The 13,798-nt window shown below is 62.4% G+C and carries 10 protein-coding genes; 7 read left to right on the top strand and 3 right to left on the bottom strand.

From position 1 onward, the window contains the following. Positions 1-30: 30 nt before the first annotated feature. The 3 genes from DNJ95_RS13110 to DNJ95_RS13100 all read right to left on the bottom strand — a co-directional run bounded on the left by DNJ95_RS13110 (position 31) and on the right by DNJ95_RS13100 (position 5,384). Positions 31-855 (bottom strand): Slam-dependent surface lipoprotein, encoded by an 825-nt coding sequence (locus DNJ95_RS13110; protein WP_131185182.1) that lies wholly within the window; start codon positions 853-855, stop codon positions 31-33. Positions 856-932: 77 nt separating this feature from the next. Further along, positions 933-3,971 (bottom strand): TonB-dependent receptor domain-containing protein, encoded by a 3,039-nt coding sequence (locus tag DNJ95_RS13105; protein WP_131185181.1) that lies wholly within the window; start codon positions 3,969-3,971, stop codon positions 933-935. Positions 3,972-4,490: 519 nt separating this feature from the next. Then, complete coding sequence (locus DNJ95_RS13100) at positions 4,491-5,384, bottom strand: helix-turn-helix domain-containing protein (protein WP_131185180.1); 894 nt, start codon at positions 5,382-5,384, stop codon at positions 4,491-4,493. A 349-nt stretch (positions 5,385-5,733) separates the two neighbouring features. Here DNJ95_RS13100 and DNJ95_RS13095 point away from each other — a divergent pair, with 349 nt between their 5' ends. The 7 genes from DNJ95_RS13095 to DNJ95_RS13065 all read left to right on the top strand — a co-directional run bounded on the left by DNJ95_RS13095 (position 5,734) and on the right by DNJ95_RS13065 (position 13,786). Then, positions 5,734-6,864, top strand: a complete 1,131-nt coding sequence (locus DNJ95_RS13095; protein ID WP_131185179.1) for a class I SAM-dependent methyltransferase — start codon at positions 5,734-5,736, stop codon at positions 6,862-6,864. Then, positions 6,861-8,108, top strand: a complete 1,248-nt coding sequence (locus tag DNJ95_RS13090; RefSeq protein WP_131185178.1) for an MFS transporter — start codon at positions 6,861-6,863, stop codon at positions 8,106-8,108. The genes DNJ95_RS13095 and DNJ95_RS13090 overlap by 4 nt, the downstream gene beginning before the upstream one ends. A 174-nt stretch (positions 8,109-8,282) precedes the next feature. Beyond that, positions 8,283-9,458: a molybdopterin-synthase adenylyltransferase MoeB gene (gene moeB / locus DNJ95_RS13085; RefSeq protein WP_131185177.1), complete on the top strand. Its 1,176-nt coding sequence runs from the start codon at positions 8,283-8,285 to the stop codon at positions 9,456-9,458. Positions 9,459-9,476: 18 nt separating this feature from the next. Continuing rightward, entirely contained in the window at positions 9,477-9,887 is a 411-nt protein-coding gene (locus DNJ95_RS13080; protein WP_131185176.1) for a M67 family metallopeptidase, read from the top strand. A gap of 61 nt (positions 9,888-9,948) precedes the next feature. Beyond that, a complete protein-coding gene (locus DNJ95_RS13075) occupies positions 9,949-10,221 on the top strand; it encodes a MoaD/ThiS family protein (protein WP_131185175.1) in 273 nt (90 codons plus the stop codon). Positions 10,222-10,307: 86 nt separating this feature from the next. Next, entirely contained in the window at positions 10,308-12,137 is a 1,830-nt protein-coding gene (locus DNJ95_RS13070) for a CoA transferase (RefSeq protein WP_131185174.1), read from the top strand. Further along, a complete protein-coding gene (locus DNJ95_RS13065) occupies positions 12,134-13,786 on the top strand; it encodes a class I adenylate-forming enzyme family protein (RefSeq protein WP_131185173.1) in 1,653 nt (550 codons plus the stop codon). Before DNJ95_RS13070 ends, DNJ95_RS13065 begins: the two co-directional genes overlap by 4 nt. The last annotated feature ends 12 nt before the right edge of the window (positions 13,787-13,798 follow it).

The raw sequence follows: 13,798 nt of genomic DNA, 5'->3' as shown, positions 1-13,798 counted from the left end.
CGAAGCCCTCCCCTCCCTTACACGTCCCCCTTACTGCTTGGCGCCACCAAAGGCGACCTTGGTGCTGCCGTTGACGTAGATGCCCGCCAGGGCGTCGGCATTTGCACCGTAGAACTGCCCTTTGATCTGCGTGGTACGCGAGAACGAGCCGTTGGAGGCAATGGTGGTACCACCGAAGTTGATCGCGCCCACGGTTCCGGTCAGCGTGCCACTACCCGACCCGTAGTTGGCGGTCAGCACACCCGAGGTCACGCCACCAGCAGTGCCCGGCGCGTACTGGCTGAGGCCGACCACGTTATATTTGGCATTGACCAGTGTCGGCATGCTGGTGGTCGGGTTCTCGCCCACATACCAGACGGTGCGGTCTGCGCTGCCCAGGTTCAGATCGGTGCTGTTGCCCGGCAGAGGATCGGGCTTGACCGGCGCCCACTCGCCGAAATACACCTCGGCGCCGGCCACCTTGGCGATTACCTCGCCACCGAACTGGGGGAAGCCCGTGGACGGCGCGGCGATCTGGCGGTAGGCATAGACTTCGGTGTCGTACGCCACCTTGTTCTTCCAGGTTTCCGAGGTCACCACACCGTTGTACGGGTTGGTGATATGCGCGGAACTGGTGCCATAACCGCTGAGCACTCCGTTGGTCTGGGCGATCGGCCCGGCCTGGAAGCTGACCACCGCTGCGGGGTCAGCAATGCCCCCCACGGTGGTCGGCATCGCGATCCCTGCTGTCTCCGGTGCCAGCAAGTTGGAGGGCAGTGCCTCCACATAGGCCGAAGACGAGCCGCCCGTGACATCAGCCGCAAACGCCCCCGATGTGGCCAGGGACAGCAGGGAAAGTGCCAATAGTTTTTTCATAACAACCTCCGAGTCATAGATGAGAAAAACACTGTTTTTTTGAAAAACAGCAAAAAATCCGGTGCACCGCCCACGGTTCAGAAGCGCGCGGTCAATCCCAACTTCATGGTTCTTCCCGGTGCGGGCATGGCGACGCGGGCCAATGGGTCGATGTAGTAGCGGTTGGTGATGTTGTTGATGCCGAAGTCGATATCCAGGCGCTTATTGACCTGCAGCGAGGCATAGGCATCGAAGACCCAGATCGGATGCCACTCGAACGGCTCGTTGCCGCCCTGGACGTAAGGCAGGTTCTGCTCGATCCACTTGGCCTCTTCCTTGTTCTTCGCGCTGCTGTGGTAGATCATCCGCGCGCCCAGTTCGAGGCGCTCGTTGAACAGGCGCATGCCACTGTCGAGATTCAGGGAATACTGCGGCTGCAGGCTGGTGCGGGAGAATGTCCCGGGGAAGCCGCCGGTCACGCACTCGTCGACGAGCTTGCCGTAGTACGGATCGAAAGTAGCGGCAGCGTCCTTGTCGCACAGCTTCTGGTCGATGCGATAGGTGGCGGAGAAGCCGGAGAAATAACGGCCGGTGTCGAAACGGGTCTGCAGTTCCACGCCGGACAATTTCTTGCGGTCGTATTGCAGAATGTTGTAGGCGAAGTCCCTGTCGACGAAATCGCGGATTTCATTGTTGAAATAGTTGAGGCGAAAGTCCGCCGCGCGCCAGGCCGGCAGGAAGCCGCGCAGATCATGGACATACCCCGCTTCCCAGTTGTACGCGTGTTCCGGGCGCATACGGTTGTTCGTCACCGTAGTACCGCCGCTGAGGGCCTGGGTGTCTTCGTAAATCGAGGGGAAGCGCACGAACTCGCTGTAGCGCGCATAGAGGCGCGCATGATCGGTGACATGCAGCGTCACGCCGGCCATCGGCGCCCAGGCGCTGTCCCGGCGTTTTTCCGGTTTGGCCCAGCGCTCGGCGTCGGTCAACTGCGGGCCTGATATGATGGACTTTCTGTTGCTGGGCAAATAGCGAGCGGCCGAACCATTGGTTCCGTGTGGGTTATCGACCTTTTCGTCAAGGTTGATCGAGCCATTGAGAAACGGATTTTGCGAGCTATCCAGCATGACCCCGTTGCCGCTATAGGGAATGACCGCCATCTCATGCGTATAACGAAGGCCATCGATCATCCCTTCTGCCAGCACGTCAGTGATCAATTGCTCGGTCGTTTCCGGGTCCAGTCCCCAGCTCTCGACCATGCTGCGCGTGTTGTCGAGCACGGCCTGGTTCTCGGTGTCGGTCAGCAGCCGGTAATAGCCGTAGGCCATGCCGATACGGGGTGTCCCTGCGCCCCAGCCCTGGTCGCGGTTCTTGCGGTGCTCGTCGAGGCTGGTATCGAAGGAGTTGTAGTCGCTGTAGCGGGCACCGAGGTTGAACACCAGCCAGGGGGTGGCGGCCCATTCGCCGTTGAAGCTGAAGTTGTATTGCTGGCGCCGGCCGCCGCGCGGCCCCAGGTAGCGTGTGGACCAGGTGTAGATACTGCCGCTGTTCTCGCTGGAATAATCCTTTTGCTGCAGCTTCTCGTTGCTGAAGTCGCCGGAGAGCGTCAGGGCCAGGCTGTCGGCCAGCTCCATCCGGTTGCTGAGGTTGACACCCCAGCGCTGGTGGTCGCTCACCTGCAACGCGCGGGAAACGATATTGAAGCGCCCATCGGTATTGGGCAGTTTTTCGGGCTGCGCGGGCACGCCCCCCGGGCATAGCTCGGGCCTGTTGCTGCAACGTACGTAGTTATCCCAGTTCCAGTCGCGCTGGGAGGGGTTGTCGATGGTGTAGAGCTCTTCACCGTTCTGGTAGCGCTCGGCATCGCTGCTGGTCTTCCACAGGCCCGCCTGCATGTTCAGCAAGCGGTTTTCCCCGGGGTTCCACTGGTAGTTCAGTGCGAAGGTATCCTGCTTGACCTCGCTGTACGGGAATTGAAAGCCCAGGTTGTCGCTCGGTAGCGCCCCGTTCGCCTGCAGTCTGACCTGTTCGTTGATCACATAGGGCATGCTTTCGCCAAACTCCAGCTCGCTGTGCATGTAGCTGAGCTTCAGGCTTTGTTCGTTGGGCAGGTACAGGGTGCCCTTGAGCAGGGTGGTGCGCATCTCGCTGGAGGTGCCCGCCACTTCGTGGCCGGGCAGGAAGAGATTGGCGATGTAGTTCCTGCTGGTATCGCCCTGGACGTTCGACTGGTTCGCCGCGGTCGCCGCCTGCAGCCCGCCATCGCTCTCGTAGCGCTTGCTGCCGCCCTTGCCGCTGAAGTAATTGCCGCGGTTGCGGTAGCTGTAGGCGGCGAACAGGTCGAAGTTCTCCTGGCGCGTGCCCGCGGCGATGCGCATGGCGTTGTCCTGGAAATCGAAATCCTTGTAGCGCGGCGACTCATGGGGCGTGAAGGCGGCGCCGCCACCCTTGGCGAAGATCACCGCGTTGCCGCCCATGTAGGCCCCGTCGATGTCGCGGTAATCCATGCCGAACTTGTTCATCCCGTCTTCATTGGGCTTGACGGAATTGGTGCCGGTCTCGGTCTTGATCTCCAGGCCCCAGCTTTCGCCGGGCTCGACGATGTCCTCGACATCCAGGGTCTTGATCTCCACCGAACCGCCGATACCGCTCCTGACCCCGGCGGTCATCGACGGGCCCTTCTCCACCGCGATGCTGCCGATCATGTTGGGGTCGACGTAGTTGCGGTTGGTGAGCCCCGTCGAGCCCATCCACACCGACGTGGCCTGCTCGGTACCGTCGACGGTCACCGGAATCCGCCCTTCACCGGAGATACCGCGGATGTTCGGGTCCAGCGCGCCGCTGTTGCGCGCATCGCTGCTGTAGACGCCGTTCATGCCCTTGAACAGGTCGGCGGTGGAAGTCCCCTTGTAGCGCTCGATCTCTTCCTTGCCCTGATAGATATTGACGATATCCCGGGTGTACACCTCATTCCTGCCCCGCTCGTCCCGGCTTTCCATTTCGCCCTGGACCGACACTTCCTCCAGCACCATGGCCTGGGCATCTTGCCGTTCCGGCAGCGTCTCGACCGGCTCTTCCCGGCTTACGGTTTTTTCCGGCTGCTGGTCTTCGGCCCATGCCACGGGCTGACAGGCCATGGCCACGCCCATGCCGGCTACCAGGAGTGCTGGCTTGAAGAAGTTTCCTGGATAGATTTTCGCCATCGCATCGCGACGGACCGAAGGGTGCCCACCAGGAGTGGCGGGCCACAAAAAACAAACGGGAACGCATGGGATTACACGCATGATTCATACAGTCCGATTCTTTTATGAATGGCCGGAATTTTCAGCCGACCAACACAAATGGGTGATTGAACACTGGCCCGCTTGAACAACCGCCGTCCGGGACTCGCGCCACCCAGGTGGTTATCGCCTGTGGGCCATGGCATGTCCGCGGCGGCTGGTTCGGTCAGGGCCAGACCCGGCGAATCCGACTATAATCACAAATACGAATGAGTCTTATCCTGTTTAATATGCGTAAGTTGGTATTTCCTATGCGAAGCGCAAAAAGCCCCGCCGACGAGGAACTTCGACGCAAGGAGATGACCAGGGCAGCCGCTCGCTGGGAGCAGTAAGAGAAGAATGGCAGCCCCGCCAGGGAGGCCACGCGGGGGAGGATCAGTGCGGGTCGACGGCCTTTTTCCCGAACAGGGTCTTGGGCGACTTGCCATGGTAGCGAGTGAAGGCGACGGTAAAGTTGTTGGCGTACTTGTAGCCTACCTGCCAGGCCACCACCGAGACCTGCAGGCCCGACTCGAGCAGGATGATCGCCTTGTTCATCCGCAACTCCAGCAGCAGTTCGGCGGGCGAGCGGTTGTAGAGGTAGATCATGCCGTCCTTGAGCTTGCTCTTGCTGATGCCGACCTTGGTCGCCAGGTAGGCGAGTGTCAGGGGCTTGTCGAGATGCTTGGACATCACATGCCGCGCCGACTCGATCCGCTCGATCTCGCCCGGTGTGAAGGGCGATGCGCCGCCACTCGCCTGTGGGGCCAGCAGGTTGAATTGCTCGTTGAGCAGGCTGAGCGTATGGATGTGCAGGTCCAGGCGGGAGAGCCGATCCTGGCAGGGCAACAGGTGGGTCAGCAAGGCTGAGGCGTGGGACATGGCCGCTGGCGTACTGGCACGGAACATAAGGTGGTTGAGCCGGTTGTTGCCAAGGATCTCGGTGGCTCGCTCATGGCCGACGTATTTGCTGATAAGCGCTTCGCTGGCAACCACCCTGAGCTGGGAAACGGTTTCCTCCGCTTCATAGCGGCGCTCCCCTGGAATGGCCTGGAAGGATGAAATGGTGGTATGGCCCTTCTGGAATTCCAGGTTGACGGCATCCTTGCCCTGATAGCAGGAGCGCCCCTTCATCCCCAGGGTGATGACCATGACCCGCCCCTGGTGGGGGCCATTGCTCTCCTCGACCAGCGGGATCAGGGGCCGGTAATTCAGTAGCCCCAGCCCCAGGCCGGGTTCCAGTTCGACGAAATCGTTGTAGCAGAGCCCCAGTTCGTCAGGTAGCTGCAATCGTGTCTTTCCATCGCCCAGGCAGCTGCTGGCTCGTGGTTCGTCCAGCGTCAATCGGCAACAGCTCTTGTGCACACCCACGTTTCACCTCCGTTCGCTCCATGACGCGGATCTTTCGCATAGAAATCCGTACGTTTCGCATAGAAATCCATTGAATGAATATCATTAATATAGTGCATCATTGATATATACAACAAGTTCCACTCGTCCCTGAACTCAATTTTTAATCAGGAATATCAATGAGTTATATAAAAACCCCATTTCCCGGAGCATGTTTCATCGCCCATGCCGCAGGCCTGCGAAAAACAGCTGCAAGCGCACGTTGAATCCGCATGTCCGAGAGATAGATATGACACCAGAAAGCCTGACGACCGATTCGCTTCCCCGTGCCCCCGGCAACGCCCTTCCCACCTCTGCCAGTTCCGCCGCAAGCCTGCCCTCCCCATCCATACCGGCACTTCTGCAATCCTGTTGGGACGCGCAACTGGCCTGCCAGGATGCCGAGGTATTGAGCCTGGCCCTGGAACTGGGGATGTTCACCTGCCTGGACAGCTTCACCCGCGCGGAACGGGTTGCCGCATTGCTGGCCCTGTCACCGGTCAACACCCATCTGTTCCTCGAGTTCCTGGCGAGCATGGGGGTTCTGGAGAGTGCGCAGGGAGATCATCGGCCGCCTTCCTACCGGATGCATCCGGCCATCCGGCCCTATCTGCATCCGGATTCCGCGCTGTATGTCGGCGATGCCCTGCTGTTCCGCCACAAAGTGCTGTCCCGCTCGCGGGAGCAACTGGAAGTATTGCTGCGCAAGGGCGTGCCAGGCGCGGAAAGCATTACCGCTGAGGCAGCGCAACATACCTGGGCACAGGCCGCCCAGACCCAGATCGCCCAGGAACAACGCGCGGTGACAGTACCCGTGGCGCGCAGGATTGCCGCCCAACTCCCGGATCATGACCAGTGGCGCACGATGCTGGATCTCGGCGGTGGGCCTGGCCTGGTATCCATCGCACTGGCAGAGGATTTGCCCGCGCTGTCCGGCACGGTTTTCGAGTACCCGGCGGTGGCCGCGGTAGCGCAACTGAACATCGAAGCCGCCCACCTGCAGGATCGTCTGCGCGGCATCGGTGGCGACCTGCTTTCGGATGATTTCGGCTGTGGCTATGACCTGATCTGGTGTTCCTCGGTGTTGCATTTCGTCACCTGCATGGAACCTGTTCTCCAGCGTCTGCACGCAGCGCTGAACCCGGGTGGCGTGCTGGTTTGCTGCCATGCCGAGGTCGGCGCGGGCTCCGCCGACAACCACCGAGTGCTGCAGTACTACCTGCGCATGCGCATGCAGGGCCGCCAGGTGCTACCGGCAGGCGAGCTGGCCGAGCGTCTTCATGGCGCCGGCTTCAGTGAAGTGACCACGTTCGATGACGTGGTGTTTCCAGTGGCTCCGGTCGCTGTATTGATCGCAAGAAAGGGAAGGCTGTTCTCATGAGCAAAACCCGTATCGTCAGCCTGCAACTGTTGTTCGGCTGGATGAACCTGGTGCTGGCGGTCCCCAGCATCTACCTGATGTTCGGCATGCCGCTGGTGATGCGCCAGCATGGCTGGAGCGGTACCGAGATCGGCTTGTTCCAGCTTGCCGCGCTGCCGGCGCTCTTCAAGTTCCTGTTCGCCGTACCGGTACAACGGCTACGCCTGGGGCGTGGGCACTTCGTGCATTGGCTGCTGTTGCTCTGCGCCTCGATGCTGGCGCTGTACTGGCTGATCGGGCGCGAGAACCTGATCGGCGATCGTGTGACGTTGTTCGCATTGACCTTCGCCATCAGCATTGCCGCCACCTGGGCGGATATTCCGCTGAATGCCCTGGCGGTGCAGTGGCTGCCGCGCAGCGAGCAGTTGCGTGCCGGCAGCATCCGCTCTGCCGCCCTGTTCCTCGGGGCCATCATCGGTGGCGGCATCATGATCATGCTGCAGGCCCGCCTGGGCTGGCAGGCACCGTTCTGGCTGATGGGCGGCGGACTGCTGATCGGTAGCCTGCCGTTCCTGTTGCTACGCACCCAGGCCGCTCTGCCTGCCCAGGCCCGGCCCGGGGATGTCCCGGCGCCTGGGGTGGTGGCGGACTGGGCAGGCTTTTTCAATCAGCCGGGGGCACGCCAATGGACGCTATTGCTGCTGACCAGTTTCCCTTTCATCGGCGCGGCATGGCTCTATCTCAAGCCCCTGATGCTGGACATGGGGATACCGCTGGAAAACGTGGCTTTCATCATCGGCATCGTCGGCGGTACCACCGGTGCATTATCCAGCCTGATCGGCGGGCGCCTGGTACCGGTGCTGGGCACCGCACGGGCCATCGTGCTGTACCTGCTGATCGCGTTGTGCTCGCTGTCGATGCTGACCCTCACGGTCTGGGCCGGGTTGGGCAGCGCCTGGCTGATCGCCAGCGCCATCTGCGTGGCCGCCAGCATGGGAGCCGTCTCGGCGCTGATGTTCGGGCTGACCATGTTCTTCACCCGGCGCCAGCGCAATGCCTCGGACTACGGCCTGCAGAGCACGCTGTTCACCGTGGCGCGGCTGGCCGTACCGATCGCGGCGGGGGTGTTGCTCGATCACCTTGGCTACAACGGCATGCTGCTGGCTTTGACCCTGGGGGTACTGTTCGCCTTCGTCCTCGCCTGGCAGGTACGCGGCAAAGTGGAACGCTCGGCACAGTCGGTGCTGGAGCAGGAACGAAGCTGAATATCCCTCAAGCGGAGGTGCATGCGGCCTGATCGGCCGCGTTCGCCAGGGGAATATTTTTCGCATAGTTTTTTCTGCTCATATCATAGGAAATAGCAGCCAAAGCGGATTGTTATAACCATATATCAGCTAGATAATGATTATGTTTCGTATCTACTGAATAGGGAAAGCGATATGACACTACCTGCTTTGGTCGAACCGGCCAGGGAATTGAGCCGCGCAGAGATCAACCGTTATAGCCGCCACCTGCTGATTCCCAATGTCGGCATGATCGGACAGCGGCGCCTGAAGAACGCCCGGGTACTGGTCATCGGCGCCGGTGGCCTGGGCTCCCCGACCTTGCTCTATCTGGCCGCTGCGGGTGTGGGCACGATCGGCATCATCGACTTCGACCAGGTCGATGATTCCAACCTGCAACGCCAGATCATCCATGGCGTGGATACCGTGGGCCAGCTCAAGGTGGACAGTGCCAGGAAAGCCATCGCAAGACTGAACCCGTACGTCCAGGTGGAAACCCATACGGATCGCCTGGAGCGGGACATGGCGGTGGAACTGTTCTCGCGGTTCGACCTGATCATGGATGGCACCGACAATTTCGCCACCCGCTACCTGGTCAACGATGCCTGCGTGCTGGCGAACAAGCCCTATGTGTGGGGTTCGATCTTTCGCTTCGAGGGCCAGGCGTCGGTGTTCTGGGAAAATGCGCCGGATGGCCTGGGCCTGGACTACCGGGACCTGTACCCGGAGCCACCGCCACCCGAGATGGCCCCATCGTGCTCCGAAGGAGGCGTGTTCGGCATTCTTTGCGCTTCCATTGCCTCGATCATGGCGACCGAGGCGGTCAAGCTGATCACCGGCATTGGCGAGCCACTGCTTGGACGACTGGTGGTCTACGACGCGCTGGAGATGCGCTATCGCGAACTGCCCATACGTCGCTTGCCAGGCCGGCAACCGGTCAACGAGCTGGCCGAGGACTACCAGGTGTTCTGCGGCCTGGGATTGCCGGCTGACGGAGCGACGACCTCGGTGCCAGGCATCAGCGTGACCGAACTCGCGAAACTGATGGAGCAGAACGAAATGCCGGTTCTGATCGATGTCCGCGAGCCCACCGAATGGGACATCGTGCGTATTCCGGGAGCAACGCTGCTGAGCAAGTCGCCAGCACTGCCCCAGACGCTGCTGCAGCGATACGGCATGGATGCCAACCTGGTGATCGCCTGCAAATCCGGCCGGCGTTCCGCCGAGGTGACCCGCGAGTTGCTGAACGAGGGAATGCGCCATGTGCGCAACCTGGAAGGCGGCGTGCAGGCCTGGGTGAAGGATGTCGACCCTTCCCTGCCCAGCTATTGATACCCAGGACGCGAATACATGGCTCTGCACATCGAACGCCAGGTACTGGAGCGGATTCTGGCCCAGGCGCATCACCACCATCCCCTCGAAACCTGCGGCATCGTGGCGTCTTCGTCGAACAGCCGGGTGGCGAGCCGGATCGTACCGATGCAGAACCAGGCCGCATCCGAGACCTTCTTCCGCTTCGACTCACAGGAGCAGTTCAGGGTGTTCCGGGAGTTGGACGAACGCGACGAGTGCTGCCGGGTGGTCTACCACTCGCACACCGCGAGCGAGGCCTACCCGAGCCGGGAAGACGTCGAGTATGCGGGCTGCCCGGAGACACACTACCTGATCGTCTCCACCTGGGGAAAAGCCAGGGTACCGGTACGCAGTTTCAGGCTGCTCAACGGCAGGATCATCGAAGAGAGCCTCACCATTCTGGAATGAAGCCTCCTCCCAATTTCTATCACGAATGCCTCAAGCGATTGTTTGGCAAAAGGAGTTCCACATGTCGATTTCAGTGATTGTTCCCACCTTGCTGCGCCCGCTGACCCATGGGGAAAAGAACGTCTCCGTCGAGGGCAACTCGGTGGCCGAGGCCATCGACAACCTCGAAAGCCGTTTCCCGGGCATCAAGGCCAGGCTTATCAGCGATGACCGGGTACATCGTTTCGTGAATATCTACGTCAACGAAGACGACATCCGCTTCGCCGATGGGCTCGACACGCCGATCAAGGCCGGAGACAGCCTGACCGTACTACCGGCGGTGGCAGGTGGCTGATCCGCAGGCCAGGACACTTATCAAGGAATGACCTGGCGCATCAAGGCCAGGGCTGGATGCAACGCTTTTGTCTCTTGGTTCTGAACATGCCGACCCTCTTGAACGAATTCTCCCTGCTGCATTCGGGTACACCGAGCCCGCCGAACTGGAATGCCTTGTCGCTTTGCCTGATGGAACAGGCCAGGTTGCTGGGCATCCGGCAACCTTCCGGTCATCCCGCCGAGGAAATGGGCAGCGCGGCATTCGTATTGCGGCATCCGGCAATCTCGGCCATCCAGGGCCATTACGTTTCCCCTGGCGCCTGGCTGCCGACGGAGCAGTTGTCAGAAACACTGTTGCAGGCGGCCAGCGGCATCATGTCCGTACATGGCCGGGCAAGCGGCAAGGCACAGGCGCTGGGGCTGAACTACCTTGCTACCCTGACCGCCGCCATGACGTTGCAGGCCACGCTGGCCGCCGCCGTCGGGCAATTGCGCGGGGGTGCCTTCCAGCAGGTGCGGGTATCGCCACTGGAATGCGGGTTGCTCAGCATCGGCCAGTACCTGGCAGGCGCCACCGCGGCGGAAGATCGCGAGCAGTTCCTGCCCGGCGGCTGCGATGCGCGCTCGAGGCCGCCATTCCGCTCCGCCGACGGCATCACCTTCGAACTGGAAACCCTCGACAGTACGCCCTGGCGGCACTTCTGGACGTCCGCCGGCATTGCCCCGGAACTGGCCGGAACGGCCTGGAAAAGCTTCCTGCTGCGCTATGCCAGGGCCATCTCGCCGCTGCCCGCCGCTTGCCTGCAGGCACTGGCACGCTTGCCTTACACACAGATCCTCCACCTGGCGGCACAGGCCGGCGTCGCGGTCGTGCCGCTGCGCACGCTTGCACAACGCCAGGCGGATGCGGACTACCAGCAGAGCCGCGGAACGCCCTGGAATTTCGAACGTTCCTCCGCCAGCGGAACACCCCACGTCACCCCGGCGCCGACACGACTGCCGCTACAGGGCTTGCGCGTCGTCGAGTCCTGCCGGCGTATCCAGGGGCCGCTGGCCGGGCACCTGCTGGCACTGCTGGGTGCCGAAGTCATTCGCCTGGAGCCACCGGGCGGCGATCCGCTGCGCGCCATGCCGCCCTGCGCGGAAGGCTGCTCGGTACGCTTCGATGCCTTGAACCAGCTCAAGAGCATCCAGGAAGTCGATATCAAATCCGCCCAGGGGCGTCAGGCGATCCATCAACTGGTCCGCGAAGCGGATGTGTTCCTGCATAACTGGGCCCCCGGCAAGGCCCGGGAAATGCGGCTGGATGCCGAGCATCTGCACAGGGTTCAGCCACAACTGGTCTACGCCTATGCCGGTGGCTGGGGACCAGCGCCAGTCAACGCACCCGGGACCGACTTCACGGTCCAGGCCTGGTCGGGTGTGGCCGACGCCATCGCGACGAGCTGCGGCACCCACGGCGGTTCGCTGTTCACCGTACTGGATGTGCTGGGCGGAGTACTCGCGACACTGGGCGTGACGGCCGCTCTGCTCGACCGCACGGTCACGGGCAGTGGTACCCATGTCGAGAGTTCGTTGCTGGGGGCCGCCGATCTGCTGCTGCGCAGCAGCCCTCCAACTCCGGCGAACGGCCTGTCCGACGTGTATCCGACGCAATCCGGGCTGATCGCCATCGACTGCCAACACCCGGAGCAACAACGCGCCCTGGCCATGCTGCTGGACATCCCGGCCCCGCTCGGCAACCACCTCGAACAACTGAGGCAGCACCTGCTCACGCACCCGGCCGCGCATTGGGAAAGCGCCCTGAACGCACAGGGCATCGGTGCCTGCGTGGTCGTCGAAGACCTTGCCCAGCTCGCCCGCGACGCCCGCATCGCCGGCTGCCTGGATCACAAGGCTTATTCCTCCGTCAATTCCCCCTGGAGCTTCCTATGAACAACGCCGGCATCATCGATCTGGTTCCTGCCGAAGAACGCAAGCGCTGGGCGCAGGACGGCACCTACCCGAACCAGCCGGTATTCACGCTGTTCGCCGCCAAGGCCAAGGCGCACCCGGACAGGAAGGCCGTGCTCTCGCCACAAGGCAGCGTGACCTACGGCGAACTGCTCGATTCCGCCCTGCGCCTGGCACACAGCCTGCGTGACGCAGGCATTGTCGCGGGTGACGTGGTGGCCTACCAGTTGACCAACCATTGGCTGTGCTGCGCCATCGACCTGGCCGTGGCGGCACTCGGCGCCATCGTCGCACCCTTCCCGCCGGGGCGTGGCAAGCTGGATATCCAGTCGCTGGTGCGCCGCTGCGATGCCCGGGCGGTGATCGTTCCCGAGGAGTATGCGGGCATCGACCTGTGCGAGGTCATCGAGTCCCTGCGCCCAACGCTGCTGTCCATGCGCCTGCTGATCGTCCAGGGCAAACCCCGCGCGGGCTGGGTCACACTCGATACGCTGCTGAGCGCCGAACCGCTGGAGATCGCCAGCCTGCCCCAGGTGTGCCCGGACTCGCCGGTGCGCCTGCTGGTGTCTTCCGGTACCGAGTCCGAGCCAAAGCTGGTGGCCTACTCGCACAATGCCCTGGTCGGTGGGCGTGGCCGCTTCCTGCAACGCATCGCGCCAGCGGATGAGGAATTCCGCGGCATGTACCTGATCCCGCTGGGATCGTCGTTCGGCTCCACCGCCACCTTCGGCGTGCTGTGCTGGCTCGGCGGCTCACTGGTGGTACTGCCCAAGTTCGACGTGGCCGAAGCCATCAAGGCGATCGCGGCGTTGCGCCCGAGCTTCATCCTCGGTGTACCGACCATGCTGCAGCGTATCGCCGCCGCCGCGGAGCTGCGGAGCATCGACAAATCCAGCCTGCGCGGCCTGATCGTCGGCGGCTCGCTGATCGACGAAGCCACCGTGCGCAAATGCCGCGATGCCTTTGGCTGCGGCTTTATCAGCCTCTACGGCTCGGCCGATGGCGTGAACTGCCACAACACCCTGGACGACCCCATCGAGGTGGTGCTGAGCAGCGTCGGCAAGCCCAATCCGGCTGTTTGCGAGATTCGCCTGGTGGGCGAAGACAACCGCGAAGTGGCGCCCGGCGAGGTTGGCGAAATCACCGCCCGCGGCCCGTTGAGCCCGATGCAGTACGTCAATGCGCCGGAACTGGACGAGCGTTACCGCAACCCGCAGGGCTGGGTCAGGACCGGCGACCTGGGCTTCATCGACGACAAGGGCTACCTGGTACTGGCCGGGCGCAAGAAGGACATCATCATCCGCGGTGGCGCCAATATCAGCCCGGTGCAGATCGAAGGACTGGTCATGGCCCATGCCGACGTGGTCACGGTGGCTTGCGTCCCGGTCGCCGACGCCGACCTGGGGCAGCGGGTGTGCCTGTGCGTCACCCTGCGCGAAGGTGCGCCGAAGTTTTCCCTGAAGGAAATCACCGACTTCCTGCGCGAACAGGGGCTGGAGGTGAACAAGCTGCCCGAATACCTGCGTTTCTACCGCAGTCTGCCGCTGACCCCGGCCGGCAAGATCGACAAACAGGCACTGGCCGAGGAAGTCAGCGAGCTGGGTGTCGAAGCCGCCGCGACAGGGCAATGAACAGCACCCGAC

Origin of the sequence: Stutzerimonas kirkiae, assembly GCF_004327335.1 — a bacterium.
GTDB lineage: Bacteria > Pseudomonadota > Gammaproteobacteria > Pseudomonadales > Pseudomonadaceae > Stutzerimonas > Stutzerimonas kirkiae.
This window is presented reverse-complemented; position numbering and strand designations above follow the sequence as displayed.

What these genes read in the sequence shown, in the direction of transcription:
- DNJ95_RS13110 (WP_131185182.1), bottom strand. Translation starts at nt 855, where the DNA reads ATGAAAAAACTATTGGCACTTTCCCTGCTGTCCCTGGCCACATCGGGG.
- DNJ95_RS13105 (WP_131185181.1), bottom strand. Translation starts at nt 3,971, where the DNA reads ATGGCCTGTCAGCCCGTGGCATGGGCCGAAGACCAGCAGCCGGAAAAA.
- DNJ95_RS13095 (WP_131185179.1), top strand. Translation starts at nt 5,734, where the DNA reads ATGACACCAGAAAGCCTGACGACCGATTCGCTTCCCCGTGCCCCCGGC.
- DNJ95_RS13090 (WP_131185178.1), top strand. Translation starts at nt 6,861, where the DNA reads ATGAGCAAAACCCGTATCGTCAGCCTGCAACTGTTGTTCGGCTGGATG.
- moeB (WP_131185177.1), top strand. Translation starts at nt 8,283, where the DNA reads ATGACACTACCTGCTTTGGTCGAACCGGCCAGGGAATTGAGCCGCGCA.
- DNJ95_RS13080 (WP_131185176.1), top strand. Translation starts at nt 9,477, where the DNA reads ATGGCTCTGCACATCGAACGCCAGGTACTGGAGCGGATTCTGGCCCAG.
- DNJ95_RS13075 (WP_131185175.1), top strand. Translation starts at nt 9,949, where the DNA reads ATGTCGATTTCAGTGATTGTTCCCACCTTGCTGCGCCCGCTGACCCAT.
- DNJ95_RS13070 (WP_131185174.1), top strand. Translation starts at nt 10,308, where the DNA reads ATGCCGACCCTCTTGAACGAATTCTCCCTGCTGCATTCGGGTACACCG.
- DNJ95_RS13065 (WP_131185173.1), top strand. Translation starts at nt 12,134, where the DNA reads ATGAACAACGCCGGCATCATCGATCTGGTTCCTGCCGAAGAACGCAAG.